This window comes from Microbacterium sp. oral taxon 186 str. F0373, assembly GCF_000411455.1.
Classification (GTDB): Bacteria; Actinomycetota; Actinomycetes; order Actinomycetales; family Microbacteriaceae; genus Microbacterium.
Window position 1 is genome coordinate 1,168,108 of record NZ_KE150457.1, and the last position, 26,339, is coordinate 1,194,446.

A 26,339-nucleotide genomic window follows, 5' to 3' on the forward strand; every position below is an offset into this window, starting at 1 on the left:
GAAGGGGCCAGGACTCGGCCGTCGCCGCGTGCGTGGCTACCCTGAAACGATGACCGAGACTGCCCCGGCCGCCGATCCGCTCGCCCCCCGTCCGCTCGCGCGCTGGGTGTTCTGGCCCGCCGCCGTCATCATCGTCGCCGTTGCCGCATTCGCGGTGATCTTCCCCTCGGCCGCAGAGACCGCGTTCGCGACCATCCAGGGCGCGATCATCCGAACCTTCAGCTGGTACTACGTCCTGATCGCGGCGTTCTTCGTCGCGTTCGCGCTCGTCCTGGGCTTCAGCCGCTTCGGCGAGATCAAGCTGGGCAAAGACGACGACGAGCCGGAGTTCTCCCTCGGTGCCTGGTTCTCGCTGCTGTTCGCGGCGGGCATGGGCATCGGGCTCGTGTTCTACGGCGTCAGCGAGCCGCTCAGCCACTACGTCACACCGCGCCCGGGCGTCACCGGCACCGATGCGCAGCTGGCGCAGAGCGCGCTCATCCAGACCTACCTGCACTGGGGTGTGCAGGCGTGGGCGATCTACGTCGTGATCGGCGTCGCCCTCGCCTACGCGATCCACCGTCGGCGCCGGCCGATCTCCATCCGCTGGGCGCTGGAGCCGCTCCTCGGTCATCGCGTACGCGGGGCGTGGGGAAACGCGATCGACACCCTGGCCCTCGTCGGCACCGTCTTCGGCGTCGCCACCTCGCTCGGGCTGGGCGTCATGCAGATCGGCGCGGGCCTGTCCAGCGCCGGCCTGGGCACTCCCGACACGACGATGCAGATCGTCATCATCGGCGTCATCACGATCTTCGTGCTGCTGTCCGTGCTGTCGGGCGTCGGCAAGGGCATGAAGTGGCTGTCGAGCTTCAACCTGCTGCTGGCAGCAGCGCTGCTCGTGTTCATCCTCATCGCGGGGCACACCGAGTACCTCCTGCGGGAGTGGGTGCAGTCGATCGGCGCCTACCTGCAGAACTTCGTCGGCCTGAGCTTCACGGTCAGCGCCTTCCAGGGCGAGGCCGGCGAGCAGTGGCAGGCCTCGTGGACGTCGTTCTACTGGGGCTGGTGGATCTCGTGGGCGCCGTTCGTCGGCATCTTCATCGCCCGGGTGAGCAAGGGGCGCACGGTCCGTGAGTTCGTCTTGGGCGTGCTGATCGTGCCCACGCTCGTCGGCATCCTCTGGTTCGCCGTCCTCGGAGGCTCGGCGCTGTACCAGGAACTGACGGTGCCGGGATCGATGCGCGCACCCGACGGGACGGTCGATCTGCAGGGCGCGCTCTTCCAGCTGTTCGCCCACCTGCCGGCCGGACCGGTGCTGACGGTGGGCGCCATCCTGCTCATCGGCATCTTCTTCGTCACCTCGGCGGACTCGGGTGCGCTCGTGATGGGGATGCTGGCCACCGGCGGCGACGTCGAGCCGAAGCGGTGGGTGCGCGTGTTCTTCACGCTCGCGACTGCGGTGCTGGCGGTCGCCCTGCTGCTGGCCGGAGGCCTGTCGGCGCTGCAGACGGCGGCGGTCACGATCGCCTTGCCGTTCAGTGTCGTCATGCTCCTCATCTGCTGGTCGACGGTGATCGCCTTCCGGCGGGAGCGACGGGTCTACGACCGTGCCCAGCGGGCCCAGCTCGTCGACTACGTCGGCGAGCACTACGGGCTCGACGTCGAACGCGGCAACGAGCAGGGCGTGCGGATGCCGGGATGGTGGCGACGCACGCCACGCTGAGCCTGCCGGCGCACGCGATCACGCGCGGGACGCTCACGCGCTCGCGGCGGTGCGTCCCTCGGTGAATCCGGCCGCGAAGCCGCGCTCGTAGGCGCCCTCGGCGTCACGGTGGCGGGGTGAGCGGTCGCGGCATCCGTCGCCGTCGCGTTCGGCATCGATGTGGACGCCGCGCCCGAAACCGTGTCCGCCGGGTCCGAAGCCGTGCCGGTGCGGACCGAAGCGGCGGACGCGGGGGCCGAACCCTCCACGGTGGCGTGGGTGGTGGCCCTCATCGGGGTCGCCCTCCGCGCCGAGGGCCTGCGCGCGATCGTGCCAGAGGGCGCGGCGGAGCTCGCCCGGCTGCTCACGAAGCTCGCGGCGGCCTGGCCGCGCGGCTGAGGTCGCAGCTCACTCCTCGGGCCAGATCTCGTCGACCTCGAGGGTCAGGTCGATGATCTGCTGAAGCAGGCCGCCCATCGTCGTCGCGCGCAGCAGGCGTTGCTGGTCGTACTCCACGAGCGGCGCGATCGCGGCGATCTGCCAGGCGGCGGCGACGGGGTCGGACGACAGCTCGATGTGCGCTCCCCAGGGGGCGTCGGGAAACCGGCCGAGCACGCGACGCACGATGGCCTCGGCTTCCGTGCGCAACGGCGTCAGCGCATCGTTCCACGGCAGCGGCTCCTGCAGCGTGACCTCCGCCCGCGGATAGGGGTCGTCGTCCAGCCAGCGGTCCACGGTGAAGCGGTCGGTGCCGACAGCGACCACCTGCAGGGCGTCCGCCCCGGCGGCGACATCGACCAGACGGGCGAGCGTGCCGATGCCGGAGCGCTGGTCGCCGCCGCCGGTCTCGTGCCCGCGGTCGATGAGCACGACCCCGAACTGCGGATCGTCGCTGTCGAGCAGCTCGCCCATCAGACGCAGGTAGCGCGGCTCGAAGACGCGCAGCGGCAGAGGCGTGTGGGGGAAGAGCACCGATCCGAGAGGAAACATCGGCATGACGGTCATGCGCCCAGTCAACACCGACGGACGTACAGTGGGCGCGTGCCTCGCCTTCCCGCCTCGATCCGCCCCGACGTTCCCGGCCCCGGACAGGAGTCGGTCTGGGACTATCCGCGTCCGCCGCGCGTCGAGCCGGTCCCTGTGCGTGTCGCCATCCGCCTCGGCGGCCAGCTCATCGCCGACACCCACGACGCCGTCCGCGTGCTCGAGACCAGCCATCCGCCCGTCTACTACCTGCCGATCTCCGACTTCGCCCCCGGCTCCCTCGTGGATGCCGAGGGCACCTCGTTCTGCGAGTTCAAGGGCGCCGCGCGCTATCTCGACGTCGTGGGCGGGGGCATCACGCGGGCGGGAGCCGCGTGGAACTATCCGCATCCCGCGCCGGGGTACGCAGTGCTGCGCGACCGTGTCGCCGTGTACGCCGCCGCGATGGACGAGTGCACGGTCGACGGCGAGGTCGTCACGCCGCAGCCGGGAGGCTTCTACGGCGGCTGGATCACGGCGAACATCCTCGGGCCGTACAAAGGCATCCCGGGTTCGATGGGGTGGTGACGGCGTCGGGCGGCTACCGTGGGTCTATGGCCTCTGACAGCTTGACCGATCCCCTCGAGGCCGCGCCCGCGCCCGACACCCAGACCGACGCCGATTCCTCGGCATCCGCCCCGGCATCCACCGCTGCGCCGTCGACCCCCGGCTTCGCCGATCTCGGCCTCGACGCCGCGGTCCTCAAAGCGCTGAAGGACGTGGGCTACGAGACGCCGTCGGCGATCCAGGCCGCGACGATCCCGCCGCTGCTGGCCGGTCGCGACGTCCTCGGCACCGCGCAGACGGGAACGGGCAAGACCGCGGCGTTCGCGCTGCCGATCCTGTCGCAGCTGGACCTCTCGCAGAAGACGCCGCAGGCGCTCGTGCTCGCGCCGACGCGCGAGCTCGCGCTGCAGGTGTGCGAGGCGTTCGAGTCGTACGCGGGTCACCTCCGCGGCGTCCACGTGCTGCCCGTCTACGGCGGCCAGGGCTACGGTCAGCAGCTGTCGGCGCTCCGCCGCGGTGTGCACATCGTCGTCGGTACCCCCGGCCGCATCATGGACCACCTCGACAAGGGCACGCTCGACCTCTCCGAGCTGCGCTTCCTCGTGCTCGACGAGGCCGACGAGATGCTCAAGATGGGCTTCGCCGAAGACGTCGAGACGATCCTCGCCGACACCCCCGCCGGCAAGCAGGTCGCGCTCTTCTCCGCGACCATGCCCGCCCAGATCCGCCGTCTCGCGGGCACGTATCTGAAGGATGCCGAGGAGATCAACGTCAAGGCGAAGACCTCGACGGCGACCAACATCACGCAGCGCTACCTGATCGTGTCGTACCCGCAGAAGGTCGATGCGCTCACCCGCATCCTCGAAGTCGAGAACTTCGAGGGCATGATCGTGTTCACGCGCACCAAGAACGAGACCGAGACCCTCGCCGAGAAGCTGCGCGCCCGCGGCTATGCGGCGGCCGCCATCAACGGCGACGTCGCGCAGGTGCAGCGCGAGCGCACCGTCAATCAGCTCAAGGACGGCAAGCTCGACATCCTCGTCGCCACCGACGTCGCCGCGCGCGGCCTCGACGTCGAGCGCATCAGCCACGTCGTCAACTTCGACCTGCCGATCGACACGGAGTCGTACGTCCACCGCATCGGCCGCACGGGCCGCGCCGGCCGCTCGGGCGACGCGATCAGCTTCGTCACCCCGCGTGAGCGGCGCATGCTCGCCTCGATCGAGAAGGCGACGCGACAGCCGCTCACCGAGATGTCGCTGCCGAGCGCCGAGGACGTCAACGCGACGCGCCTCACCCGCTTCGACGACGCGATCACGGCGGCGCTCGCCGAGACCGAGCGCATCGACCGCTTTCGCGACATCATCAACCACTACGTCACCCACCACGACGTGCCCGAGGCGGATGTCGCAGCGGCGCTCGCCGTCGTCGCGCAGGGCGAGACCCCGCTGCTGCTCGACGAGGACCAGCCCGCGCCGGCGCGGCGTGAACGGTTCGACCGTGACGACCGCGGCGACCGTGATCGCGGCGACCGTGACGATCGTCCCCGCCGCGACGATCGGCGTCGCTCGGGCGGGCCTACCGCGACCTACCGCATCGAAGTGGGGCGTCGGCACAAGGTCGAGCCGCGTCAGATCGTCGGTGCACTCGCGAACGAGGGAGGCCTGCGCCGCGAGGACTTCGGCGCAATCCAGATCCGTCCCGACTTCTCGCTCGTCGAACTGCCCGCCGACCTTCCACGCGACACCCTGAAGCGACTGGAGGACACTCGCATCAGCGGCCGTCTCATCGAGATCAAGCCCGACCGCTTCCAGCGCTCCGCGAAGCGTCCGGACCGCGACGACCGCGACCGCGGCGAGCGTCGTCCGCGGAGGGACTGACCGGTCGTGCCGAAGATCGTCGATCACGATGCTCGGCGTGCCGAGATCGTGCAGGCGACCTGGCGCGTCATCGCCCGCAACGGCATCGAGGCCACGACGATGCGGGGACTCGCGGACGAGCTCGGTGTGGCCAATGGCGCGCTCGCGGTCTACTTCCCCAGCAAACGGGCGATCCTCGCGGCCGCGTTCCGCCACATCTTCGACGTCACCAGCCGGCGCTACGCCGACGAGCGCGCCCGAGGGCTGCGCGGGGCGGCGGCGTTGCGCGCCTTCCTCGAGCAGCTGTTCCCCCTCGATGAGGAGCGCCTGCTCGAGTCGCGCATCGTCATCCCCTTCCTCGAGTACGCCGCGCACGATCCCGACATGCGGGCGCTCTACCTGCAACTCATGAGCCAGTGGGAGAGCGAGTTCGCGGATCTTCTGGCGGAGATGTCGGATGCCGGGGAGATCTCGGTCCCGGGTGATCGCCGCGCCTACATCGATCATCTGCTCGCCACGACCAACGGCGTGCAGGCATCGGCGGTCCTGATGCCCGAGACCGCGACGCCTGACCGCCTCTCGGCGCTCATCGACTCCCTGCTGCTCGCGGCCCGCTGAGCCGCCACGGTCATCGTCACACGGCGGTCATCTGAGGCCGGCCGTGTGCCCATCGCGTTTCGGCATGTAACAGCCGTGCAAAATCTCGGCCCAGACCGCTTCTGCGCATTGCACTGACGACGCCGCGATGTCATTTTGGCTCTACCGCTGTATAAGAAAAACCCGCAGCGGTCGAGGAGTGAGAATGAGCGATCCCGTCGACCTGGTCGTCCGCAACGCGCGCGTGCACACCTTCGACGACACCGAGACCGTCGCGCAGGGCTTCGCCGTGCGCGACGGCCGTATCGTCGCCGTCGGCACAGACGAAGAGCTCTCCGCCCTGATCGGGCCCGCGACGCTCGTCGAAGACCTCGGCGGTGCCGTCGTGATCCCGGGCCTCGTCGACGCCCACAACCACCACTCGACGGCGGGGCGGGCGGAGCTGTTCGAGTGCTCGTTCCCCGACACCGCCGGCGTCGATGAGATCGTCGCGACGATTGCGGCGTGGGCGCAGCAGCATCCGGACGACGAGTGGATCGTCGGCGGATCGTGGGGATCGGGCCTGTTCTCCGCGCTCGCCGACCCGTCCGCGCTCGCGGCGCTGGACGCGGCCAGCGCCGGCAAGAAGGTGCTGCTGTCCGACGACTCGCTGCACAACCGCTGGGCCAACACGGCGGCCATGGCGGCGGCGGGACTCACGGCCGACTCGCCCGATCCGCGCGGAGGTCAGATCCTCCGCGACGCGTCGGGAGCTCTGACCGGCGTCCTGATCGAGGCCGCTGGAGCACTCGTGGAGGCGGCACGCGCCGAGTCCGCTCCCGCGGGCGCGGACTTCTGGGCGCGCTGCTCGCGGCGCGGCGTCGAGATCATGAACGAGCGCGGCATCACGGCGTTCATGGACGCCTCGGCATCCGAGGACCTCATGGCAGGCCTTGCACTTCTCGACGAGCGCGGGGAGCTGTCCGCGTGGGCTGTGTCGGCGATGCTCGTCAACGACTTCATCTTCGGCACCACGGTGCTGGGGACCGACCTCTTCGCTATGCGCGAGCAGTTCCGTACGGCGCACCACCTGCCGGACTTCGCGAAGATCTTCCTGGACGGTGTGCCGCCCGCCTACACGGCCGCCTTCCTCCAGCCCTACCGTGACGGCGGGCCGCACGGCGCGTGCTTCCACGGCACGACGACGATGCCTCCGGAAGAACTGCTCGGATGGCTGCGGACCGCGGGGGGCCAGGGCATCGGCGTCAAGGTCCACTGCACGGGCGACGCCTCGGTGCGGTATGTCCTCGACGCCGTCGAGCAGGTGCGCGCGGAGGGCATCGATGCCGTCTTCCACATCGCGCACGGCCAGTTCGTCTCTCCCGAGGACGTTCCGCGACTGGCCGCGCTGGGCGTGGTCGCCGAGATCTCCCCCGCCCTCTGGTCGCCGAGCGTCATCATGGATGCGCTCGACTCGGTGCTCGAGCCGGACGTGATGGCGCGCATCCATCCCAACCGTGACCTCCTGGATGCCGGGACCACCGTGGCGTGCGGTTCGGACTGGCCCGTCTCTCCCGACCCCAACCCGTGGGCCGCCATCAGCAGCCTCGTCACGCGCGCCGATCCGTACGGCCTCGTGCCGGGAACGGTGGCGGCCGATCAGGCGATCACCGTGCGCGAAGCGCTCTACGCCTATACGCGTGGTGGGGCGAGCGCCCTCGGTCTCGCCGATCGCATCGGCTCGATCGAGGCCGGGAAGTCCGCCGACTTCGTCGTCATCGACCGCGATCCGTTCGCGGTCGCGCCGGCCGAGCTTGCCACCACCGTCACGCTGGGCACCTGGTTCGCCGGGGCGCTCGTGTACGCACCCGCCTGACCCGAGGCATCCGCCCCGCTCGCACGGGCTCTTCACCCGCACCACAGCGTCATCCGCACCACAGCACCATCCGCTCCACGGCACCACCGGTGTTCGGCGTGCCCGCCGATCGCCGCCCTCATCGATCCTGGAAAGGAAAACGCATGCGCACCTCCACCCGTCGCGGCGTCCTCGCCCTCGCCGCCCTCACCACGGCGACTCTCGCACTCACCGCCTGTGGCACGACCACCGAACCGGCCGCCACCGGCGCCACCACGAGCTCACGAACGACAACATGGACCTGTCCGCCCAGGTGAGCAACCTGAACACCTGGCTGACCAAGAAGCCGGGAGCGGTGGTCAGCTTCCCGATGGATCCGGCCGCCATCGAGAGCATCGCCGCCGGCTTTCGCAGTCAGGGGTCGATCTGGGTGACGTACGGCGGCGACCTCCAGAACCAGGACGCGTCGCTGCAGTTCAGCTTCTACGACTCGGGCTATGCGCTGGGCAAGAACGCCGGTGAGTGGGCCAACGCCCACCTGGCCGGCAAGGGCAAGGTGCTGCTGCTCATCGACGACACCATTCAGCTCGGTCGTGAGCGGTCCCGGGGCATCGTCGACGGTCTGACCGCGACCGCGCCCGGCGTGCAGGTGGTCGCCAAACAGCAGGGCATCACTCCCGAACAGGGGATGTCGGTGACCAACTCGGTCCTGTCGCAGAACCCCGATGTCAACATCGTGCTCGCTGCGGCCGGAGACGCGGCTCAGGGGGCCTACCAGTCGCTGATCACAGCGGGCCGTGCGGCGAACGATGCGTCGACCTACGTCGGCGGCCTCGACGGCAACCTCTCGCTGCTGCAGGCGATGAAGCGCGGCGAGTTCGTCCGCGCGCTGACCACGATCGACCCGGTCAAGATCGGCAACGCCGTCATCGACGTCCCGCTCGACAAGGCCGCGGGCACCCTGCCCGACGGCGTCTTCAACGTCGACGTCGCCCTCGTCACCGCCGACTACCCCGGCCTGGACGCCCTCATCACCGCCTTCGGCGGCTGAACCGGAAGCGGAGCACGCGATGACCGTCACGATCACCGGCCTCACCAAGCGCTACGGCGCGACGCTCGCCCTTGACGACGTCGACCTCGAGATCGCGTCCGGGAGCGTTCACGCGCTCCTCGGGCACAACGGCGCCGGCAAGTCGACCCTCATCGGCTGCCTCGGCGGCGGCACCACGCCATCGGGCGGTGAGATCGATATCGACGGCGTGAGTGTGGGTGCACTGACCCCGCGCACCTCGATCGACAACGGGATCGCGGTCATCTATCAGCACCTGTCCTTGGTCGAGGGGCTCACGGTGGCCGACAACCTGTTCCTCGGGCAGGAGCTCACCCGAGGCGGTATCGTCCTCGACCGCAGCGAGCAGAACCGCCTCGCACGGCTCTCGCTCGAGCGGGTCGGCGCGGCCTGCCAGCCGCACGACCTCGTCGGGGAGTTGTCCATCGGGCAGCGTCAGCTAGTCGAGATCGCCAAAGCGCTCCAGCGCGACGCTCGGCTCCTCGTCCTCGACGAGCCGAGCGCCGCGCTCTCGCCCGTGGAGGCGGCCAACCTCGCCGCGCTCGTCGAATCACTGGCCGCGCAGGGCATCGCGATCCTGTACGTGACACACCTGCTGGAAGAGGTCATGCGTCTCGCGGACCGGGTCACCGTGCTCCGCGGAGGTCGGGTGGTCTGGACGGCGTCCGATCGCACGTTCACCAAGCCTCAGCTCGTCGCGGCGATCAGCGACGGTCACGCCGGCGAGCATCCGGCCCCCTCGCCGATCGACGAGGATGCCGCCGCGGTGCTCACCGTGCGGGAGTTCCGCGGTCCGGGACTCGGGCCGATCGATCTCGCGGTGCGCCCGGGCGAGATCGTCGCGCTCTACGGCCTCGTCGGATCGAGCCGCACGAGATTGCTGGAGATGCTGTTCGGCGCGCGTAGGCACGACTCGGGGGAGGTGCTCGTCGACAGCCGGCCGGCCAGGCTCTCCTCCCCCGAGACGGCGCTGTCCTCGCGCATCGCGCTCGTTCCCGGGGATCGGACGACGCAGGGCCTGTTCGGCACACTGCCGGCGATGGACAACCTCGTCGTACGGGCGATGCAGACACTGTCTCGCGGCGGCGTGCGGCGGCGAGGCCGCGAGGCGGACGTGTTCGCGCGCGCCGCCGCCGATCTCTCCCTGCGCCCGGCGACGCCGCGTCTCGCCGCCGCCCGGTTCTCCGGCGGCAACCAGCAGAAGCTCCTGTTCGGTCGGTGGGTCAACCCGACCAGCGACGTGCGCGTGCTCCTGCTCGACGACCCGACTCAAGGGGTCGACGTCGGCGCACGGTCCGAGATCTACGAGGTCATCCGCTCCTTCGCCGCCGACAACGGCGCGGCCGTCGTCTTCGCGACGAACGAGCCCGAAGAGGTCATCGCCCTCGCCCACCGCGTCCTCGTCATGCACAAGGGCCGACCGATCGATGAGATCGACGCCCGCGTCAGCAGCGAGGAGCACCTCCTCGCCCTCATCCATTCCCAGAGCTCCGCGGCCTGAGCGCCGTCGCCGCGGTCACCACCGTCACACAGAAAGCCCGCTCCTCATGGAACCCACCCTGCGTCACCGTCTGGCGAACGCGCTCGTCGCCAACCCCCTGTTCGTCCTCCTCGTCGTCATGATCGTCGCCGTTGCGATCGCCACCGGAGGGACCCTGCTGAACTGGGTGAACCTCCGCGGCATCCTTCTCGACGGAGCCATCGTGGCGATCGTCGCGATTCCCGGGGCGATGCTCATCATCGCCGGCTATATCGACCTCTCGGTGGGCTCCACGCTCGCCCTCGGCGGCATCGTCGCCGGGTCGATCATGGCCGGAGGGCACGGATCGCCTGCCCTCGCAGTGCTCGCTGCCGTCGGTGTGGGACTCGCGGTGGGGCTGATCAACGCGATCGCCAGTCCTCTGTTTGGGCTGTCCGCCTTCATCACCACGCTCGGCACGCTGACAGCGGTGCGCGGTGTCGCGCAGCTGGTCAATCCCCTCGGAGCCAACAACTTCGGTGGGGGCTTCGGCCTGCTCGGCGTCGGCACGTTCCTGGCGGTGCCGATCGCCGTCTGGATCGCCGCGGCGGGCCTCGTCATCGGCGCCCTCTTCCTTGTGTTCACCCCGGCCGGGCGGCACGTCTACGCGATCGGGGTCAACCCCCGTGCGGCCCACCTGTCCGGCGTGAATGTGAAACGGATGCCGTTCATCCTGTACCTGGTCTCGGGCGCCGCCGCCGGGCTCGCCGGGGCCATCACCGTCGCGCGGCTCAACTCCGCCCCGGCCGGCCAACTCGGCCTCGGCTTCGAGCTCACCGTGCTGACCGCGATCCTCCTCGGGGGCGTCGCCCTCACCGGCGGGGAGGGCAGCATGTTCGGCGTCCTCGTCGGAGTGCTGTTCCTCGGCATCCTCAACAACAGCCTCGTCCAGCTCGGCGTCACGAGCTTCTGGCAGAACGTTGCGAGCGGGGTGGCCCTGGTCGCCGCGATCGCGATCGGCGCCGGCACGCACCGTCTGCGATTGAGGCTCCAGGCGCGCGAAGCCCAGCGCATCGCGCGCGAGACCCCCGCCACCTCCACCTGACCCCTGACACACCCCGGAGAACCACAATGAGCACGTCACCTCGTATCGACTTCCTCTACCTGTCCGAGCCCGACATGATCCGCGCGGGGGTCACCGACATGGCCGCCTGCGTCGACACGATGGAGGAGATGCTGACGCTCCTGCACGCCGGCGACTACCGCATGGCGGGCGCCAACAACGACTCGCACGGGGCGATGATCGTCTTCCCGGAGGACTCGCCGTTCCCCGCGATGCCGAAGCCCACGGCCGACCGCCGCTTCATGGCGATGCCCGCCTACCTGGGCGGCTCGTTCGGCACGAGTGGCTGCAAATGGTACGGGTCGAACATCGCGAACCGCGAGAAGGGCCTTCCCCGCTCCATCCTCATGTTCACACTGAACGACACCGACACCGGAGCGCCGCTGGCGTTCATGTCGGCGAACCTCCTGTCGGCCTACCGCACCGGCGCGATCCCGGGCGTGGGCGCCCGTCACCTCGCGCGGGCAGACGTCGACGTCGTCGGCATCCTCGGCCCCGGGGTCATGGCACGCACGTCGCTCGCGGCGTTCCTCGCCGTCCGCCCCGGCATCCGCACCGTCAAGGTGAAGGGCCGCTCGACCCGCAGCCTCGAGGCCTTCCGAGCCTGGGCCGCGGACGAGTACCCGCAGGTCGACGTCGTCGCCGTCGACACGATCGAAGACGTCGTGCGCGGAAGCGACATCGTCACCTTCTGCACCTCGGGTGAGACCGGCGACCCGTCGACCTACCCCCTCGTCAAGCGCGAGTGGGTCAAGCCGGGGGCGTTCCTCAGCATGCCCGCGAGCGCCGACATCGACGAGGCGATGGAGGCGGCCGACGTGCGCAAGGTCGCCGACAACATCGGCCTCTACGAAGCGTGGGCCGACGAGCTCCCCGCCCCCGCGCACCACCACGTCCCGGTGATCGGGTGCAAGTTCATGGACCTCATCGCCGAGGGGCGGATGGATGCCGCAGCCCTCGAGGACCTCGGCGCGATCGCCGCGGGGGCAGCCCCCGGGCGACGCGACGACGAGGAGATCGCGATCCTCTCGGTCGGCGGGATGCCGGTGGAGGACGTCGCGTGGGGCACCGTCCTCTACCGGCGTGCGGTCGAGCGGGGCATCGGCGTCAGCCTGAACCTGTGGCAGACGCCGGCGCTGGCCTGAGCCGCATCGCCGGAGAAGACCTGGACGAACAGAACACAGGAAAGAGGATCGGAAATGTCGCAGACCAGAGTGGATGTGGCCGTCGTCGGGCTCGGGAGCATCGGCGCGATGGCGCTGTGGCGGACGGCGCTCGCGCTGTCCGGAACCGGCAAGACCGTCTTGGGCATCGAGCAGTACGGGCCCCTGCACGCCGCCGGTTCGTACACGGGGGAATCACGGCTGTTCCGCGTCGCCGCGAAGGAGGGGCGCTTCTTCACCCCCGCGCTGCTGCGTTCGCGGGAACTGTGGCATCAGCTCGAGTCCGAGAGCGGGCGAACGCTGCTTCTGGAGGCGGGTGCGCTGAGCCTCGCACCCGGCGACCATCCCGACATCGCGGCGACGCTGCGGGCGATCGACGAGTTCGATCTGCAGGCCGAGGTCCTCGACGCCGACGGGCTCCGTCGCCGCTACCCGCAGTTCGCGATCGAGAGCGATGACGTCGGCATCCTCGACCCGCTCGGCGGCGGTTCGCGGCCGGAGGCATCGGTGCTCTCCGGCATCGAGGCTGCGGAGCGCCTCGGTGCACAGGTGTGGACCGGTGTGGAGGTCCTGGATGTCGTCTCCACCGGCGACGGCGTGCGGATCTTGACGGCGCGGGGCGAGGTGATCGCCGACCGGGTGATCGTCACGACCGGTTCCTGGACGACGCGACTCGTCCCCGAGCTCGCCGATCTGGTGACCGTGGCATCCTTCGGGCTGACGTGGCTGATGCCGCGCCACATCGAGTGGTTCACGCCCGATCGCTTCCCCGGCTTCATGCGCGACCTCGGCGACGTGCACGCCTTCGGAGTCCCCACGCTCGACGGCTTCAGCATCAAGATCTGCCCGCACGTCATCCTTCCCGAGGTGGGCGACTACGCCGACCGATTCACGGAGCTCACGCCCGACCAGTTGTGGTGGATCGGGGAGCAGGCCCAGCGGATGATCCCCGATCTCGTGCCCGACCCGGTGCGCTGGTCTGTGCATCCCGATTCCCAGACCGCTGCGCGGCTTCCGATCATCGACACCGTCGCCGACGGAGCCATCGTGATCGCCACCGGGCTGAGCGGCAACGGCTTCAAGTTCTCACCGGTGTGGGGAGAGGCACTCGCCCAGCTCGCGATCGAGGGCCGGAGCGACTGGCAGAACCCGTTGTTCACGATCGCCGCGCATCGCCAGCACGACGCGGCGGGATGACTCAGCGGATCTCGACCTGGGCGGTCTTCACGGGCAGCATCAGCAGCAGACCGGCCAGGAGGATGATGACGATCCCGAGGATGCCGAGGCGCGTGTCGCCGCTGAGGGAGACGAACAGGGCGAACAGGCCTGGGGCCAGGAACGACACGGCGCGACCGGTCGTGGCGTAGAGCCCGAAGATCTCGCCCTCGCGACCCTCCGGGGTGACGCGGGCGAGGAACGAACGGGATGCCGACTGCACCGGCCCCACGAACATGGACAGCACGAGCCCGACGATCCAGAACCCGAGCTGCGCGGTGCCGAGGAACAGCACCGCGGTGCCCGCGACGACGAGTCCGACGAGCGAGACCAGGATGACGTTCTTCGGTCCGAAGCGGTCGTCCAGGCGACCGGCGAAGATCGTCGAGATTCCCGCGACGACGTTCGCGGCGACGGCGAAGTAGAGCACCTGCGCCGAGCTGAAGCCGAACACCTGCGCGGCGATGATCGCGCCGAACGTGAACACGCCCGTGAGGCCGTCGCGGAACACGGCGCTGGACAGCAGGAACAGCAGCACTTGGCGGTTGCCCTGCCAGAGACCGCGGAGGGTGCCCCAGAGCAGCGCGTACGAGCGGAAGAAGCCGACTCTCACGCGCCGATCGGATGCCGGGATCTCCGGCACCCGCACGAGGACGGGGATCGCGAAGGCCCCGAACCACACCGCTGAGGCGAGCACCGCGAGGCGGATGTGCAGTCCGCCGTCGGTCGTGATGCCGAGGGGCCCGGGGCTGGAGGTGAGCCCGATGAAGCCTACGAGCAGGATCAGCAGCAGCACGATGCCGCCCACGTAGCCCATGCCCCACCCGAAGCCGGAGACGCGTCCCATCGTCTGGCGCGTGGAGACCTGGACGAGCATCGCGTTGTAGTTGACGCCCGCGAACTCGAAGAAGACGTTGCCCACCGCCAGCAGCATCGCCCCGACGACGAGGTAGCCGGGCGTGCCCTCCACGAAGAACATCGCGGCCATCGCGAGCACGACGATGCCCGTGTTGATGCCGAGCCAGAGCTTGCGCCGGCCCGAGCCGTCGGAGCGCTGCCCGAGCACGGGGGCGAGCAGGGCGACGAGGATGCCGGCGATCATCAGCGCGACCCCGATCAGCGATGCGTTGTCGGCCTTCGCCGCGACGAGCGCCGGGTTCTTGTCGTCGCCGCCGGCCGCGGCCACGATCGCCGGGTCGATGAAGTAGCTGCTGGACAGATACGTGCTGAACACGAAGGTCGTCACGACCGCGTTGAACGCGGCGGAACCCCAGTCCCAGAGCGCCCACGCGAGAACGCCCCGCCGGTCTGCGGCGGTGGCTCGGGCGCCGGTGGCGGCGAGGGAGTCGGGAGCGGGCAGGTCGGGCAGTGACATGTTCGTCACGTTATGTCCCTTCGGTGAACACCGGGTGGCGCGTCGTCGCGCGTGCAGGTCACGTTACTCCCGGCATCCGGTCGAAAAGTTGAGCCGATTCATATCAACTTGCGTTTGACAGTCGGGGATGCCGCGACTATCGTGGAACACATCGAAGTTGAGCCGTTAAGACTCAACCCCGCAGACTTCCTCAGATCCGTTTCACGAAAGGGAACACAATGGCACGTGCAGTGGGTATCGACCTCGGGACGACGAACTCCGTCGTCTCCGTCCTCGAGGGCGGCGAGCCGAAGGTCATCGCCAACGCCGAGGGCTTCCGCACGACCCCGTCGGTCGTGGCCTTCACGAAGGACGGCGAGGTGCTCGTCGGCGAGACCGCCAAGCGCCAGGCCGTCACGAACGTCGACCGCACGCTGTCCTCCGTCAAGCGCCACATGGGCACCGACTGGAAGACGCAGGCGATCGACGGCAAGCAGTACACGCCGCAGGAGATCTCCGCGCGCATCCTGCAGAAGCTCAAGCGCGACGCCGAGGAGTACCTGGGCGACAGCGTGACCGACGCGGTCATCACGGTCCCCGCCTACTTCAACGACGCCGAGCGTCAGGCCACCAAGGATGCCGGTGAGATCGCCGGCCTCAACGTCCTGCGCATCATCAACGAGCCCACCGCGGCGGCCCTCGCGTACGGCCTCGACAAGGGCAAGGAGGACGAGCTCATCCTCGTCTTCGACCTCGGTGGCGGCACGTTCGACGTGTCCCTGCTCGAGGTGGGCAAGGACGACGACTTCTCCACCATCCAGGTGCGCGCCACCGCCGGTGACAACCGCCTCGGCGGTGACGACTGGGACCAGCGCGTCGTCGACTACCTCATCAAGCAGTTCAAGGACACCACCGGCGTCGACGTCTCGGGCGACAAGATCGCCCTGCAGCGTCTGAAGGAGGCCGCCGAGCAGGCGAAGAAGGAGCTCTCCAGCTCCAGCAGCACCTCCATCAACCTGCCGTACCTCTCGCTGACCGACTCGGGCCCCGTGTCGCTGTCGGAGACGCTGACGCGTGCCAAGTTCGAGGACCTCACCAAGGATCTCCTCGACCGCACGAAGAAGCCGTTCAACGACGTCATCGCCGAGGCCGGCATCAAGGTCGGCGACATCGACCACGTCGTGCTCGTCGGTGGATCGACCCGTATGCCGCAGGTCACCGAGCTGGTCAAGCAGCTCACCGGCGGCAAGGAGCCCAACAAGGGCGTGAACCCGGACGAGGTCGTCGCCGTCGGCGCCGCCCTGCAGGCCGGTGTCCTCAAGGGTGAGCGCAAGGATGTGCTGCTCATCGACGTCACCCCCCTGAGCCTCGGCATCGAGACCAAGGGCGGCATCATGACCAAGCTCATCGAGCGCAACACGGCCATCCCGACCAAGCGCAGCGAGACCTTCACGACCGCCGACGACAACCAGCCGTCGGTCGCCATCCAGGTCTTCCAGGGCGAGCGCGACTTCACGCGTGACAACAAGCCGCTCGGCACCTTCGAGCTGACCGGCATCGCGCCCGCGCCCCGCGGCATCCCGCAGATCGAGGTCACCTTCGACATCGACGCCAACGGCATCGTGCACGTGTCCGCGAAGGACAAGGGCACCGGCAAGGAGCAGTCGATGACGATCACCGGCGGCTCGTCGCTGCCCAAGGACGACATCGAGCGCATGGTGCGCGAGGCCGAGGAGCACGCCGCCGAGGACAAGAAGCGCCGCGAGGCCGCCGAGGTCCGCAACCAGGCCGAGACCCTCTCCTACTCGATCGAGAAGCTCATCAAGGACAACGAGGACAAGCTCCCCGCCGAGGTGAAGACCTCCGTCCAGGCCGACGTGGATGCGCTGAAGACCGCGCTCGCCGGTGATGACGAGGATGCCGTCAAGAACGCGTTCGACAAGCTCAACGCGTCGCAGCAGCAGCTCGGCGAGGCCATCTACGCCTCGGCGCAGGCCGCCGGCGAGCCGGCCGACCCCACGGTCGCCGACCCGGGCAACGGCAGCGTGCCGAACCCCGAGGAGGACGTCATCGACGCCGAGGTCGTCGAGGACGAGGACGACAAGAAGCCGGGAACCGGAAAGTAAGAGAATCGAACCATGACGAACAAGGACTTCGAAGAGCCCATCGACGAAGTCCCCGGTGACGAGGGGTCGGAGGCACACGCCTCCGGCCCCGACTCGCAGGGGGACCAGCGTGAGGGCGATGACCTGACCGTCGACGACATCCTCGACGCCGCACAGACCGACGAGGCCGCCGTCGCGGAGGCCTCGCCCGAGGACCGCGATCTGATTCTGGATCTCAAGCGGGTACAGGCCGAGTACGCCAACTACCGCCGTCGTACCGAGGACCAGCGCGAGGTGGAGATCGCCCGCGCCAAGGGATCGGTCGCCAAGGGGCTGCTGCCCGTGCTCGACGATCTCGACCGTGCCGAGAAGCACGGCGACCTGGTCGACGGGTCGCCGCTACTGGCCATCGCCGAGAAGCTGCGCGCCGTCGTCGCACGCCTCGGGGTGGAGACCTACGGTGTGGCGGGCGAGGCGTTCGACCCGCAGCAGCACGAGGCCATCTTCCACGCCCCGAACCCCGGAGGGGTGGAGGACGGCACGATCCTCGACGTCGTCGAGGTCGGCTACCGCCTGGGCACCATCGAGCTGCGACCGGCCAAGGTCGTCGTCGCCGGTTCCGCTGACTGACGGGAGGAGGTGTCCATGGCCAGTCAGGATTGGTTCGACAAGGACTTCTACAAGGTCTTGGGCGTCTCCAAGGACGTGTCCGAGGCCGACCTGAAGAAGGCGTATCGCAAGCTTGCCCGCACGTACCACCCCGACTCGACGCAGGGTGATCCTGCCAAAGAGGCGAAGTTCAAGGAGATGAGCGAGGCGTACGCCGTGCTCTCCGACAAGAGCCAGCGCGAGGAGTACGACCAGATCCGCGCGATGGGCGCCGGGGGTGCGCGCTTCCAGGCGCCCGGCGCCGGCAGCGGCGGCTTCGAGGACGTCTTCAGCCGATTCGGCCAGTCGCGCGGCTCGGCCCAGTCGGCCGACTTCGACGACCTGTTCTCGATGTTCGGCCAAGGCGGCAGCTTCGGCTCCGGCCGATTCGGGCAGTCCACCGGTGGATTCCGCGGCTACGGCGGCCCGCAGCGCGGTGCCGATGTGACGGCACGCACGACGCTCGACTTCCAGACCGCGGTGAAGGGTGAGACCATCACCCTCGCGGGCGAGGATGGCAAGCCGTTCAAGGTGAAGATCCCCGCCGGCGTCGCCGACGGCCAGAAGATCCGTCTGCGTGGCCGCGGGCGCCCATCGCCCGACGGCGGTGAGCCCGGCGACATCGTCGTGAGCGTCTCGGTGCGCCCGCACCCGGTGTTCGTCCGCGACGGACTGAACCTGCGCGTCACGGTTCCGGTCACCTTCACGGAAGCCGCGCTCGGCGCCACGATCGAGGTGCCGACCCTGGGCGGAGATCCGGTCAAGCTGCGTGTGGCGCCGGGCACGCCCTCCGGGCGCGTGCTGCGGGTCAAGGGTCGCGGCGTGCACACCGCGAAGGGCACCGGAGACCTCCTCGCCGAGGTGCAGGTCGCGGTGCCGTCGCATCTGGACGATCAGGCGATGGAAGCGCTTCAGCGCTTCCATGAGCTGGAGCCGAAGGAGAACCCGCGCGCCGACCTCATGGCCAAGGCTCGGGAGTGAGCATGGCCGACGAGCAACCCGATGAGGAAGCGCCGATCTTCGCGATCGCCGTCGCCGCGGAGCTTGCCGGCATGCACCCGCAGACCCTCCGTCAGTACGACCGGCTGGGACTCGTCGTTCCCGGGCGCACGCAAGGCGGATCGCGGCGCTACTCGCTGCGGCACGTCAAGCAGCTGCGCGAAGTGGCCGCGCTGTCCGCCGAGGGGATGAGCCTTCCGGCCATCGCCCGACTCATCGAGCTGGAGAACGAGGCGCGCGGTCTGCGACGCCGCGTCGCCGATCTCGAACAGCGTCTGCAGGAGGAACTGGCCCGTCGCTCCCGCGTCTTCGCGGCGGGGGCGACGGGATCGGTGGTCACGCTGCGTCATGGTACGCGCGTGCGCCGGGCGACCGAGGTGGTGCTCTGGCGTCCGCTTCCGCCGTCGGAGACCGACCTCGAGTAACAGGCGCCGTTACGCGGTGCGGCCGGAGGTCGCCTCGACGAAGGCTCCGTAGTCGGCGCGGGAGAGCGCGGCGTAGCCGTACGCCCACTCGACGATCGCCTCGGCCGCGGCGCCGCCCGCACCGAGGTAGCCCACGATGCGCGCGGCGTTCGGCGACTGCCCGTGAGCGCGGGCGAGCACGGTCGCACACGCCTGCGCGTACCGGCGGAACGGGCCGTCCTCGAGCGTCTCGGCGTCGATGCTCCCCTTCATGTCACGGAACTGTCGCACGTAGTAGTCGGCGGCGGGACCGCGGAAGTAGCCGAGGAAGGGATCCGACGACCCTTGGAGAATGCGCTGGATGCCGACGACACGGGCGCCCTCGCCATGCGCGGCGACAAACGTCGAGATCTCCTCCGGCTGCGGGCAGTGGCCGTACTGCTCCAGCACGCTGCGACCCGCTTCCTTCACCTGCAGCAGCAGGGCGGCGCCGTCGCCGTCGACGAGGACCGTCACGAAGCAGCGCGTGCCGACACTGCCCACACCCACAACGCGGCGGACGATGTCGGAGAACGCGTAGTGCGACAGCAGGAGACGCACATCTGCCCGGGTCGTCGCGATGTACTGCCCCAGCGCGGCGTCGACCCCGGCGGCGGTCTGCTCGTCGACATGGGTCATGGTCGGCGGCTGCTCGACGAAGCGCAGCCGTCCGTCCGCGCCGACGAGCGTCATCTTGCGGACTGCTTTGTCGCCGGTGCGCCGTTCCGCGTCGGCGATGGCGGCGCGCAGCACCTTGCGCGACGCCTTGTCCATCGCGGTCAGTGAGCCGGCGGCGTCGAAGTGCTGGTAGAAGCGGTCGAGCGGCGTCGCCGTATCGCCCGCGCTGAGGGCGCGCGCGTAGCGCCGCACCGCCGCACGCGCGGCATCCTGCGTGACGGCGTCGTCACGGCCGGTCGCCTGACCGGCCACGACGATGCTCGTGACGAGCCGCTTGAGGTCCCACTCCCAGCTGGCCCAGGCCGCTTCGTCGAAGTCGTTCAGATCGAAGACGAGTGTGCGTTGCCGCGACGCATAGAACCCGAAGTTCGCGACGTGTGCATCCCCGCAGGAGGCGACGAGGATGTCGCTGCGAGGCCCGGCAGCGAGGTCGTCGGCCATGAGCGCTGCGGTGCCGCGGTAGAACGCGAACGGGCTCGCCGACATCCGCTCCTCCCGCAGCGGCACGAGCTCGGGCACGCGTGCGGCGTTCTGCGCGGCGAGGATGCCGAGGGGATCGCGCGTGCGGGTCGGAAGCTCGGCCAGCATCCTGCGCGGAAGCTCCCGACGCCGGCGGCGGCCCTCCTCGTGGGCGCTCTGCCGGGAGAGCGGAACCGTCCACACGGCGTTCGTCATGCGCTCATGATGACACTGGAGCGTCCGGGGCGACATCCGGTGACGCCTCTTCGCCGGATGCCCCCGCGCGTTCGTGGGCGAGGCGCTCCCCGACGCGGTGCATCTGGTCGGTCAGGGCGGATACCACCGTCGCGCTGGTCACGCCGAGCACGACCAGACCGCCCATCATGAGGCCGACCGCGATCGTGCGGCCGAGCGGGGTGACCGGCACGAAGTCGCCGTAGCCGACGGTCGCGACGGTTTCGAACCCCCACCACACCGCATCTCCGAAGGTGAGGATGTTCGCGTGCGGGTCGTGCCGTTCGGCGATCCACACGAGCGCCGACGCCGTGACGACGAACAGCAGCGTGAACAGCGAGACGAGGATGATCAGGCGCAGCCGCTGCCGCGAGCGGCTCGTGCGGAACCACGGCAGTCGCCAGAGGTAGGCGAGGATCACGAAAGGCCGGAGGTAGACGACCACCAGCGACACCGCCTCGATCCAGCGGGTGCGCAGGAACTCGCGCCGCGACCCGCAGATGGCCAGACGCACCAGGAAGTCCGCGATGAAGATCAGCCAGGCGACGCCCACGACGGCGAGCAGGACATTCTGGTGCGTCGCGCTCAGCGTGTCGTCGCCGAGGCTCCAGATCCAGGCCCCGAAGAAAGCGAGCGACAGCGCGAACATCGGCCACGCGGTGCGATCTTCCCACCGCAGCAGACGCGGCGACAGCGTCGGCCGGGGGCGCGCACTCTCGCTCATGCGGCCACGATAGCGGGCGTCGCCGGCATCATCCGGGCGCGTCGCCGAGGTCGAAGAGCTCGATCTGCCGCAGCCGCACCGGCTGGCGGGCGCGCACTCTCACGCCGCGCGCCGTGACCGCGGGGGTGAAGCGGAACGGGGTCGTCCGGTCGGGGTGCAGCGCGACGCGGGCGGAGACGGCGACCGGATGCCAGGACGTGCCGTCCTCGCTCGCCTCCCATTCCAGTGCGTCGGCGTCGGCGGCATCCACGGACGTGAGGGTCGCATCGGTCACTGTCATCGCACGCGGGAAGACCCAGCCCGCCCAGGTTCCCGCCCGCAGTCGGGTGCCGCGGTCGCCCCGCGGGGCCCCGTCGTCGAAGAGCCGCGCCGCGTGCCAGATGCCACGGGTGCGGACGGCAACGCCGCCACGGGCGGTGAGATCCGCATGCCACGGCGCGATCTCGCTCGTCGTCGCCGGGCCCGCCCAGAGCGCCCGGCCCGGCGCGTCGTCGAACTCCAGCTCGATGTCCACGTCGGCGCCGAGGACATCGACCGGCAGCGCGGCGGAGCGCAGGGGGATTCCGTTGACGTGCGCGGAGCGCAGCACGTGCGCGTCGGCGTGCGCCCGCCGGCTGCGGATGCGCATCCGCGAGCCGTCGGAACGGCGGACGGTGACGTCGTCGAACAGGGGCGAACCGATCAGAAGGGAGCCCGACGCGGGATCGAGCGGGTAGAGGCCGAGCGCGGCCCACAGCCACCAGGCGCTCATCTCGCCGTTGTCCTCGTCGCCCGGGAAGCCCTGGCCGATGTGCCCGCCGGTGAAGAGGCGTCGCGCGAGTGCGTGCGCCACCGCGCCCGCCCGCCAGGGCTCGTCGGTCGCGGAGTACATGTACGGGATGTGGTGCGCGGGCTGGTTCGAGACAGCGCACATGCCGCTGCGCAGTGCGCGCGCCTCCCGCTGCTCGTGGATGACCCGGTGGTACGCCCCAGAGAATGCGCGCTCGGCCGTCTCGGGCTCGGCGAACAGGCGGTCCAGGTGTGCGCGCAGCGCCGCCGGCCCGCCGTACAGCTCGGCGAGTCCGGCCGGATCGTGCACGGCGCTCACGGACATCCCCCACGCGTTCGTCTCGACGTAGTCGCCGCCCCAGACGCGCGGGTCGAAGCGTCCGCCCGCCGTGCGGCCGTCGGCGTCGCGTCCGCGCAAGAACCCGACGGCCGGATCGAACAACTGCCGATAGGCGAGAGCGCGGTTTCCCAGCCAGCGCGACAACGCCTCATGGCGTGCGGCGTCCTCGCCCGCCGAGGCCGCCGCCAGGCGCTGCGCCAGCCGCGCCAGCGCGGCATCGCTGATGGCGTTCTCGACACTCCAGCTCATGCCCTCGTGGATGTCGCGCGGGATGAACCCCAGGAAACGCCCCCGTCCGATGCCCTTGCGTCCCCGGCGGGCGTCGGGCGCGCGCTCGGCGGCGTTGCGCCACCCGGACGACAGGGCGGTCTCGGCGTCGTCGAGCAGTCCCCACCTTTCGCCGTCGGCGAGGATCTGGTCGCTGGAGGTGCCCACCATCGCGTCCACGTAGCCGGGTGCCGTCCACCGCGGCATCCAGCCGTGCCGTCGCTGCGGCTCGAGGATGCCGTCCAGCAGCTCACGAGCCCGAACGGGGTCGACGAGATTCATCATCGGCCATGCGGTGCGGTACGTGTCCCAGTAACCGTTGTTGACCGGAAGGCGTCCGGCCACGATCGGCGCTCCAGTGTGCGTATCGGTGTGCGCGCCGGCGGGGGCGAACGGATCGGCGTAGACCCACTGCGGGCTCTCGGCAGATCCGGCGTTCTCCTGCGCAGCGTTCGGGTACAGGTGCAGGCGGTACAGCGCCGACGCGAGCTGTGCGCGTGTGTCGGCGTCGGCGAGGCCCCGGAAGGGGCGCTCGGATGCCGGGAGCGGCGGGATCTGCACACGGTCGAGCACCGCGTCCCAGGCGCTGCGCGTGCGGTCGCGGATGTCGTCGAACGTCACCCCCGCGGGCGCTTCCAGAGCGAGCGAGCGCTGCGCCTGCTCGACGGAGATGAACGAGATCGCGATGCGCAGCTCGAGGGAGCCCGTGCCGGCGAGGAAGCCGGCGCGCTCGCCCCGCCCGTCGTCGTCGAGGCGTCCCGCGTGAACCCGAGCCCCCCGCACGACACCCGCGAAGAACGTCCGCGGCCCGTTGCCCCACCGGGGATCGGCCTCGCCGACCCAGCCCTGCACGCTGTCACCGTGGGCGGCGACGGCGCCGTGGGCTCCCGGCTGGTCGATGACGAAGCCGACGTCGGCGTCGGGGTCGCGGCCCTCGACCCGGAAGAGTCCGACGTGGTCGGTCGCCGTCGCCTGGACGCGCAGGTCGCCGTCGAGTGTCGCGGACCAGACATGCGGGTGGGCGCGTTCGCTGCCCGGTGCGATCCAGCGTCGCCGCGCCGTCGGCGCCGAGACGGGGATGCCGTCGAAGGGCATGACCTGCAGCACTCCGCGGTCGCCGATCCACGGGCTGGGCTGATGCGAGAACTGCACGGCCTCGAGGCGCCGGCCGCGCTCGTCGTCGTGGACGAAGGGACGGTACGGCCAGCGCTGGTCGCGGGCATCGGTCGCCGGGGTGAGGAAGGTGAACCCGTGCGGCACCGCGACCGCGGGGATCGTGTTGCCGCGCGAGAAGCGGTCGCCGGCGTGCGAGCCGCGCCGGGTGTCCACGCGTTCGGCCGGCGAAGGGGTGGATGCCGGTGCCTCCTCGATCCGCACCTCGACGAACCCGGTCACCTCCTCGGGGGTGCGGGCGTCGGGCGCGAGCGCCGTCGTCCCCAGGACGATCTCGACCGCCACGGTCCGCCCGGCGAAGGGAGCGAGGCTCACGGTGTCGGCGTTCCACTGCTCGGGCATGCTCCACGCCGCCGCGAACTGACTCTCGGCATCGAGAGTAAAGCCGTAGCGGTCGCGCACGCGGACATCGTCGCTGAGACGTTCCTCGCCGACGCGGGCGTCGACCGTCACCGCGAGCGGCGCCCACGGTGCGTGCACCGCGGCATCCCCGTCGGCGTAGAACGCCCAGTGCAGCACCGTGTCGACGGTGCAGACCACCGCGTCGAGCCCGGGCACCGCGACGCGCTGTGCACCCTCGCCCGGCCGGAAGCCGAAACGGAACACCCGGCCCCCGAGGACGCCTGCGTGCGGGCGCGACGAGGGCGGATCGGCGGGGCCGTCCGCCGGCTCCAGGAAGATCATGCGGGGTCGATCCGCAGCACCGGCCCCGCTTCGCCGGCGACCACGTCGTCGACGACCCGCAGCGATCGGGCGAGCTCGTCGACCGCCGGGATCACCGTGCCGAAGCGCTCCCGATCGCCCCCGGTCGCCGTCACGGTGATCAGATGCGTCCCGGTGTCCCACGTGTAGGTCGCGAACGGCGGCGGCGTCGCGGCACCGTCCCGGGTCGGCGGAGTCGGCATGACCAGCCGCTCTCCCGTCCCCAGGTACGTGCCGCGGAAGTCCTCGGTGTCGTCGTACTCCATCGGCATCATGGCGCGCGCGGTCCGCAACTGCGGGGTGAGCTGCTGGATCTGCGCCATGACGACGACCAGCTCGGGGTCGGACCTCCACACCCACACGAGGACGCGTCCGGCGGCCTTACGCATGAGCGCGGGCGCCGCCTGGCTCATCGCCCAGGCTGCGAACGCACCGCCCGGGCGCGCCTCGGCGCCCAGCATGCCGTTGGCCTGACCCAGCAGCATCCGGATCGCCTTCTTGCGGGCGCGACGTCCCCGCAGCCCGAACGAGTCGGTGACGGGAACCCAGCGCGTCTGGTCGGCATCGGCGGTCAGTCGGGCCATGACACCACGTTACGCGGGACGGGTCCTTCCCTGCCGCAACAGGCCCCTCGGGTAGACTTCCCGGGGTGGCTCCGCGATCCGCGGTCTTGCCACCGCCGCACAGATAGGCCTCGCACCCCGTGACCGACTCCGCGACACCCGACGATCCGAACCCCGCTCCTCGGCCGCTCACGATCGTCATCGCTGCCGACACGTTCAGCCCCGACGTCAACGGTGCTGCCCGCTTCGCCGAGCGCCTCGCCGCGGGCCTTGCCGGACGGGGCCACGACGTCCACGTCATGACGCCGAGCGTCAAGCACTCTGTGCACGGCACCTTCCACGAGGTCATCGAAGGCCAGCGGATCACGGTGCATCGACCGCCCGGCTGGCGCTGGCCTCCGCACGACTGGCTGCGCTTCGTGCTGCCGTGGTTCGCGAAGCACTACTCCCGAAAACTCCTCGACGAGGTGCCGGCCGATGTCGTGCACAGTCAGTCGCACATCGTCCTCGGGCGTGCGCTCACCCGCATCGCACGCCAGCGCGGCATCCCCGTGATCGCCACCAACCATGTCATGGCCGAGAACATCCTCGACTTCACGACGCTGCCGCCTCTGCTGGACAAGGTGGTCGTCAAGCTCGCCTGGGACGACGCGAAGCGCACCTTCGACATGTCGCGCGCGGTCACCACGCCGACGCGCAAGGCCGCGGAGTTCCTCGAGAACACGATCGACATCACGGGTGTCATCCCGATCAGCTGCGGCATCGACAAGCGCAACTACACGCCGAACCTCGCCCCGCGGCCCCACAACCGCGTGCTGTTCGTCGGCCGGCTGACCACCGAGAAGCACGTCGAGGTCACGCTCGCGGCGATCGCGAAGCTCGCGCCGGAACTGCCCGACATCGCATTCGACATCGTCGGGGGCGGCGACCAGCGCCGCGCGCTGGAGCAGACCGCGCAACGCCTCGGCATCCAGGAGCGGGTCACCTTCTACGGCCGCGTCGAGGAGGAGGACCTCCGCGCCGCGTACACGCGCGCCGATGTCTTCGCGATCGCGTCGATCGCTGAGCTGCAGTCGATCGCGACGATGGAGGCGATGGCCTCCGGTCTTCCCATCGTCGCCGCCGATGCCGTGGCGCTGCCGCATCTCGTCCACGACGGGGAGAACGGGTACTTGTTCGAGCCGGGCAACGTCGACGACCTCGCCGACAAGCTGCGTCGCGTGCTGACGGCCTCGCCGGAGGAGTACCTGAGGATGCAGCAGGCGTCGCTCGACGGGGTGGAGATCCACGACATCGAGAAGACCCTCGACACGTTCGAGAAGCTCTACCGCGGCGAGCCCCTCAGCGGCTGA

Annotated in this window: 23 protein-coding genes; 17 read left to right on the forward strand and 6 right to left on the reverse strand. The window is 70.1% G+C overall.

From position 1 onward, the window contains the following. The first annotated feature begins 49 nt into the window (after positions 1-49). Both HMPREF1529_RS05440 and HMPREF1529_RS05445 read left to right on the forward strand, forming a co-directional pair. Positions 50-1,702, forward strand: coding sequence for a BCCT family transporter (locus HMPREF1529_RS05440; protein ID WP_016464022.1), 1,653 nt, complete (start codon positions 50-52; stop codon positions 1,700-1,702). 180 nt (positions 1,703-1,882) lie between these two features. Further along, complete coding sequence (locus HMPREF1529_RS05445) at positions 1,883-2,080, forward strand: hypothetical protein (protein ID WP_232212059.1); 198 nt, start codon at positions 1,883-1,885, stop codon at positions 2,078-2,080. Between the two features lie 9 nt (positions 2,081-2,089). Here HMPREF1529_RS05445 and HMPREF1529_RS05450 read toward each other — a convergent pair whose 3' ends face one another. Then, the gene (locus HMPREF1529_RS05450) at positions 2,090-2,686 is read right to left on the reverse strand and encodes an LON peptidase substrate-binding domain-containing protein (protein WP_016464024.1); all 597 of its coding nucleotides are present in this window, start codon (positions 2,684-2,686) and stop codon (positions 2,090-2,092) included. Positions 2,687-2,722: 36 nt separating this feature from the next. Between HMPREF1529_RS05450 and HMPREF1529_RS05455 the strand changes: the two genes are divergently transcribed. The 10 genes from HMPREF1529_RS05455 (at position 2,723) to solA (ending at position 13,512) form a co-directional block, all read left to right on the forward strand. Next, the gene (locus HMPREF1529_RS05455) at positions 2,723-3,232 is read left to right on the forward strand and encodes a DUF427 domain-containing protein (RefSeq protein ID WP_016464025.1); all 510 of its coding nucleotides are present in this window, start codon (positions 2,723-2,725) and stop codon (positions 3,230-3,232) included. A gap of 26 nt (positions 3,233-3,258) precedes the next feature. Next, complete coding sequence (locus HMPREF1529_RS05460) at positions 3,259-5,091, forward strand: DEAD/DEAH box helicase (RefSeq protein ID WP_232212060.1); 1,833 nt, start codon at positions 3,259-3,261, stop codon at positions 5,089-5,091. Positions 5,092-5,097: 6 nt separating this feature from the next. Next, the gene (locus tag HMPREF1529_RS05465) at positions 5,098-5,688 is read left to right on the forward strand and encodes a TetR/AcrR family transcriptional regulator (protein ID WP_016464027.1); all 591 of its coding nucleotides are present in this window, start codon (positions 5,098-5,100) and stop codon (positions 5,686-5,688) included. A gap of 184 nt (positions 5,689-5,872) precedes the next feature. Then, positions 5,873-7,522 carry an amidohydrolase gene (locus HMPREF1529_RS05470; RefSeq protein WP_016464028.1) on the forward strand — a complete coding sequence of 550 codons (1,650 nt, stop codon included), beginning with the start codon at positions 5,873-5,875 and terminating at the stop codon, positions 7,520-7,522. Between the two features lie 143 nt (positions 7,523-7,665). Next, on the forward strand, positions 7,666-7,818 hold the full coding sequence (locus HMPREF1529_RS16070; protein ID WP_016464029.1) for a hypothetical protein: 153 nt from the start codon (positions 7,666-7,668) through the stop codon (positions 7,816-7,818). After that, on the forward strand, positions 7,797-8,552 hold the full coding sequence (locus tag HMPREF1529_RS05475) for a sugar ABC transporter substrate-binding protein (RefSeq protein WP_016464030.1): 756 nt from the start codon (positions 7,797-7,799) through the stop codon (positions 8,550-8,552). The genes HMPREF1529_RS16070 and HMPREF1529_RS05475 overlap by 22 nt, the downstream gene beginning before the upstream one ends. 19 nt (positions 8,553-8,571) lie before the next feature. Continuing rightward, entirely contained in the window at positions 8,572-10,071 is a 1,500-nt protein-coding gene (locus tag HMPREF1529_RS05480) for a sugar ABC transporter ATP-binding protein (protein ID WP_016464031.1), read from the forward strand. Between the two features lie 46 nt (positions 10,072-10,117). After that, positions 10,118-11,134 carry an ABC transporter permease gene (locus HMPREF1529_RS05485; RefSeq protein WP_016464032.1) on the forward strand — a complete coding sequence of 339 codons (1,017 nt, stop codon included), beginning with the start codon at positions 10,118-10,120 and terminating at the stop codon, positions 11,132-11,134. 26 nt (positions 11,135-11,160) lie between these two features. Continuing rightward, complete coding sequence (locus HMPREF1529_RS05490; RefSeq protein WP_016464033.1) at positions 11,161-12,297, forward strand: tyramine oxidase subunit B; 1,137 nt, start codon at positions 11,161-11,163, stop codon at positions 12,295-12,297. A 54-nt stretch (positions 12,298-12,351) separates the two neighbouring features. After that, complete coding sequence (solA, locus tag HMPREF1529_RS05495) at positions 12,352-13,512, forward strand: N-methyl-L-tryptophan oxidase (protein ID WP_016464034.1); 1,161 nt, start codon at positions 12,352-12,354, stop codon at positions 13,510-13,512. Between the two features lies 1 nt (position 13,513). Here solA and HMPREF1529_RS05500 read toward each other — a convergent pair whose 3' ends face one another. Next, a complete protein-coding gene (locus HMPREF1529_RS05500; protein ID WP_016464035.1) occupies positions 13,514-14,905 on the reverse strand; it encodes an MFS transporter in 1,392 nt (463 codons plus the stop codon). 218 nt (positions 14,906-15,123) lie between these two features. On the opposite strand from HMPREF1529_RS05500, the gene dnaK reads away from it, so the two are divergent. The 4 genes from dnaK to HMPREF1529_RS05520 are packed head-to-tail and all read left to right on the forward strand — an operon-like array spanning position 15,124 to position 19,061. Further along, the gene (gene dnaK / locus HMPREF1529_RS05505; RefSeq protein ID WP_016464036.1) at positions 15,124-17,010 is read left to right on the forward strand and encodes a molecular chaperone DnaK; all 1,887 of its coding nucleotides are present in this window, start codon (positions 15,124-15,126) and stop codon (positions 17,008-17,010) included. 12 nt (positions 17,011-17,022) lie between these two features. Next, positions 17,023-17,619 carry a nucleotide exchange factor GrpE gene (locus tag HMPREF1529_RS05510; protein ID WP_005051815.1) on the forward strand — a complete coding sequence of 199 codons (597 nt, stop codon included), beginning with the start codon at positions 17,023-17,025 and terminating at the stop codon, positions 17,617-17,619. Between the two features lie 15 nt (positions 17,620-17,634). After that, the gene (locus HMPREF1529_RS05515) at positions 17,635-18,618 is read left to right on the forward strand and encodes a DnaJ C-terminal domain-containing protein (RefSeq protein WP_005051816.1); all 984 of its coding nucleotides are present in this window, start codon (positions 17,635-17,637) and stop codon (positions 18,616-18,618) included. 2 nt (positions 18,619-18,620) lie between these two features. Beyond that, positions 18,621-19,061, forward strand: a complete 441-nt coding sequence (locus HMPREF1529_RS05520) for a heat shock protein transcriptional repressor HspR (RefSeq protein ID WP_005051817.1) — start codon at positions 18,621-18,623, stop codon at positions 19,059-19,061. Positions 19,062-19,070: 9 nt separating this feature from the next. On the opposite strand, the gene HMPREF1529_RS05525 is transcribed toward HMPREF1529_RS05520, so the two are convergent. The 4 genes from HMPREF1529_RS05525 to HMPREF1529_RS05540 are packed head-to-tail and all read right to left on the reverse strand — an operon-like array spanning position 19,071 to position 25,008. Continuing rightward, the gene (locus tag HMPREF1529_RS05525) at positions 19,071-20,432 is read right to left on the reverse strand and encodes a DUF2252 domain-containing protein (protein ID WP_036282758.1); all 1,362 of its coding nucleotides are present in this window, start codon (positions 20,430-20,432) and stop codon (positions 19,071-19,073) included. Between the two features lie 4 nt (positions 20,433-20,436). Continuing rightward, positions 20,437-21,174 carry a potassium channel family protein gene (locus HMPREF1529_RS05530; RefSeq protein ID WP_016464038.1) on the reverse strand — a complete coding sequence of 246 codons (738 nt, stop codon included), beginning with the start codon at positions 21,172-21,174 and terminating at the stop codon, positions 20,437-20,439. A gap of 28 nt (positions 21,175-21,202) precedes the next feature. Beyond that, positions 21,203-24,406, reverse strand: coding sequence for a GH92 family glycosyl hydrolase (locus HMPREF1529_RS05535; protein WP_016464039.1), 3,204 nt, complete (start codon positions 24,404-24,406; stop codon positions 21,203-21,205). Next, positions 24,403-25,008: a hypothetical protein gene (locus HMPREF1529_RS05540; protein WP_016464040.1), complete on the reverse strand. Its 606-nt coding sequence runs from the start codon at positions 25,006-25,008 to the stop codon at positions 24,403-24,405. Before HMPREF1529_RS05540 ends, HMPREF1529_RS05535 begins: the two co-directional genes overlap by 4 nt. A 119-nt stretch (positions 25,009-25,127) precedes the next feature. On the opposite strand from HMPREF1529_RS05540, the gene HMPREF1529_RS05545 reads away from it, so the two are divergent. Continuing rightward, positions 25,128-26,339, forward strand: coding sequence for a glycosyltransferase (locus HMPREF1529_RS05545; RefSeq protein ID WP_016464041.1), 1,212 nt, complete (start codon positions 25,128-25,130; stop codon positions 26,337-26,339).

What these genes read in the sequence shown, in the direction of transcription:
- HMPREF1529_RS05520 (WP_005051817.1), top strand. Translation starts at nt 18,621, where the DNA reads ATGGCCGACGAGCAACCCGATGAGGAAGCGCCGATCTTCGCGATCGCC.
- HMPREF1529_RS05475 (WP_016464030.1), top strand. Translation starts at nt 7,797, where the DNA reads ATGGACCTGTCCGCCCAGGTGAGCAACCTGAACACCTGGCTGACCAAG.
- solA (WP_016464034.1), top strand. Translation starts at nt 12,352, where the DNA reads ATGTCGCAGACCAGAGTGGATGTGGCCGTCGTCGGGCTCGGGAGCATC.
- HMPREF1529_RS05460 (WP_232212060.1), top strand. Translation starts at nt 3,259, where the DNA reads ATGGCCTCTGACAGCTTGACCGATCCCCTCGAGGCCGCGCCCGCGCCC.
- HMPREF1529_RS05535 (WP_016464039.1), bottom strand. Translation starts at nt 24,406, where the DNA reads ATGATCTTCCTGGAGCCGGCGGACGGCCCCGCCGATCCGCCCTCGTCG.
- HMPREF1529_RS05500 (WP_016464035.1), bottom strand. Translation starts at nt 14,905, where the DNA reads ATGTCACTGCCCGACCTGCCCGCTCCCGACTCCCTCGCCGCCACCGGC.
- HMPREF1529_RS05485 (WP_016464032.1), top strand. Translation starts at nt 10,118, where the DNA reads ATGGAACCCACCCTGCGTCACCGTCTGGCGAACGCGCTCGTCGCCAAC.
- HMPREF1529_RS05450 (WP_016464024.1), bottom strand. Translation starts at nt 2,686, where the DNA reads ATGACCGTCATGCCGATGTTTCCTCTCGGATCGGTGCTCTTCCCCCAC.
- HMPREF1529_RS05525 (WP_036282758.1), bottom strand. Translation starts at nt 20,432, where the DNA reads ATGACGAACGCCGTGTGGACGGTTCCGCTCTCCCGGCAGAGCGCCCAC.
- HMPREF1529_RS05440 (WP_016464022.1), top strand. Translation starts at nt 50, where the DNA reads ATGACCGAGACTGCCCCGGCCGCCGATCCGCTCGCCCCCCGTCCGCTC.
- HMPREF1529_RS05540 (WP_016464040.1), bottom strand. Translation starts at nt 25,008, where the DNA reads ATGGCCCGACTGACCGCCGATGCCGACCAGACGCGCTGGGTTCCCGTC.
- dnaK (WP_016464036.1), top strand. Translation starts at nt 15,124, where the DNA reads ATGGCACGTGCAGTGGGTATCGACCTCGGGACGACGAACTCCGTCGTC.
- HMPREF1529_RS05530 (WP_016464038.1), bottom strand. Translation starts at nt 21,174, where the DNA reads ATGAGCGAGAGTGCGCGCCCCCGGCCGACGCTGTCGCCGCGTCTGCTG.
- HMPREF1529_RS16070 (WP_016464029.1), top strand. Translation starts at nt 7,666, where the DNA reads ATGCGCACCTCCACCCGTCGCGGCGTCCTCGCCCTCGCCGCCCTCACC.
- HMPREF1529_RS05480 (WP_016464031.1), top strand. Translation starts at nt 8,572, where the DNA reads ATGACCGTCACGATCACCGGCCTCACCAAGCGCTACGGCGCGACGCTC.
- HMPREF1529_RS05515 (WP_005051816.1), top strand. Translation starts at nt 17,635, where the DNA reads ATGGCCAGTCAGGATTGGTTCGACAAGGACTTCTACAAGGTCTTGGGC.
- HMPREF1529_RS05470 (WP_016464028.1), top strand. Translation starts at nt 5,873, where the DNA reads ATGAGCGATCCCGTCGACCTGGTCGTCCGCAACGCGCGCGTGCACACC.
- HMPREF1529_RS05510 (WP_005051815.1), top strand. Translation starts at nt 17,023, where the DNA reads ATGACGAACAAGGACTTCGAAGAGCCCATCGACGAAGTCCCCGGTGAC.
- HMPREF1529_RS05490 (WP_016464033.1), top strand. Translation starts at nt 11,161, where the DNA reads ATGAGCACGTCACCTCGTATCGACTTCCTCTACCTGTCCGAGCCCGAC.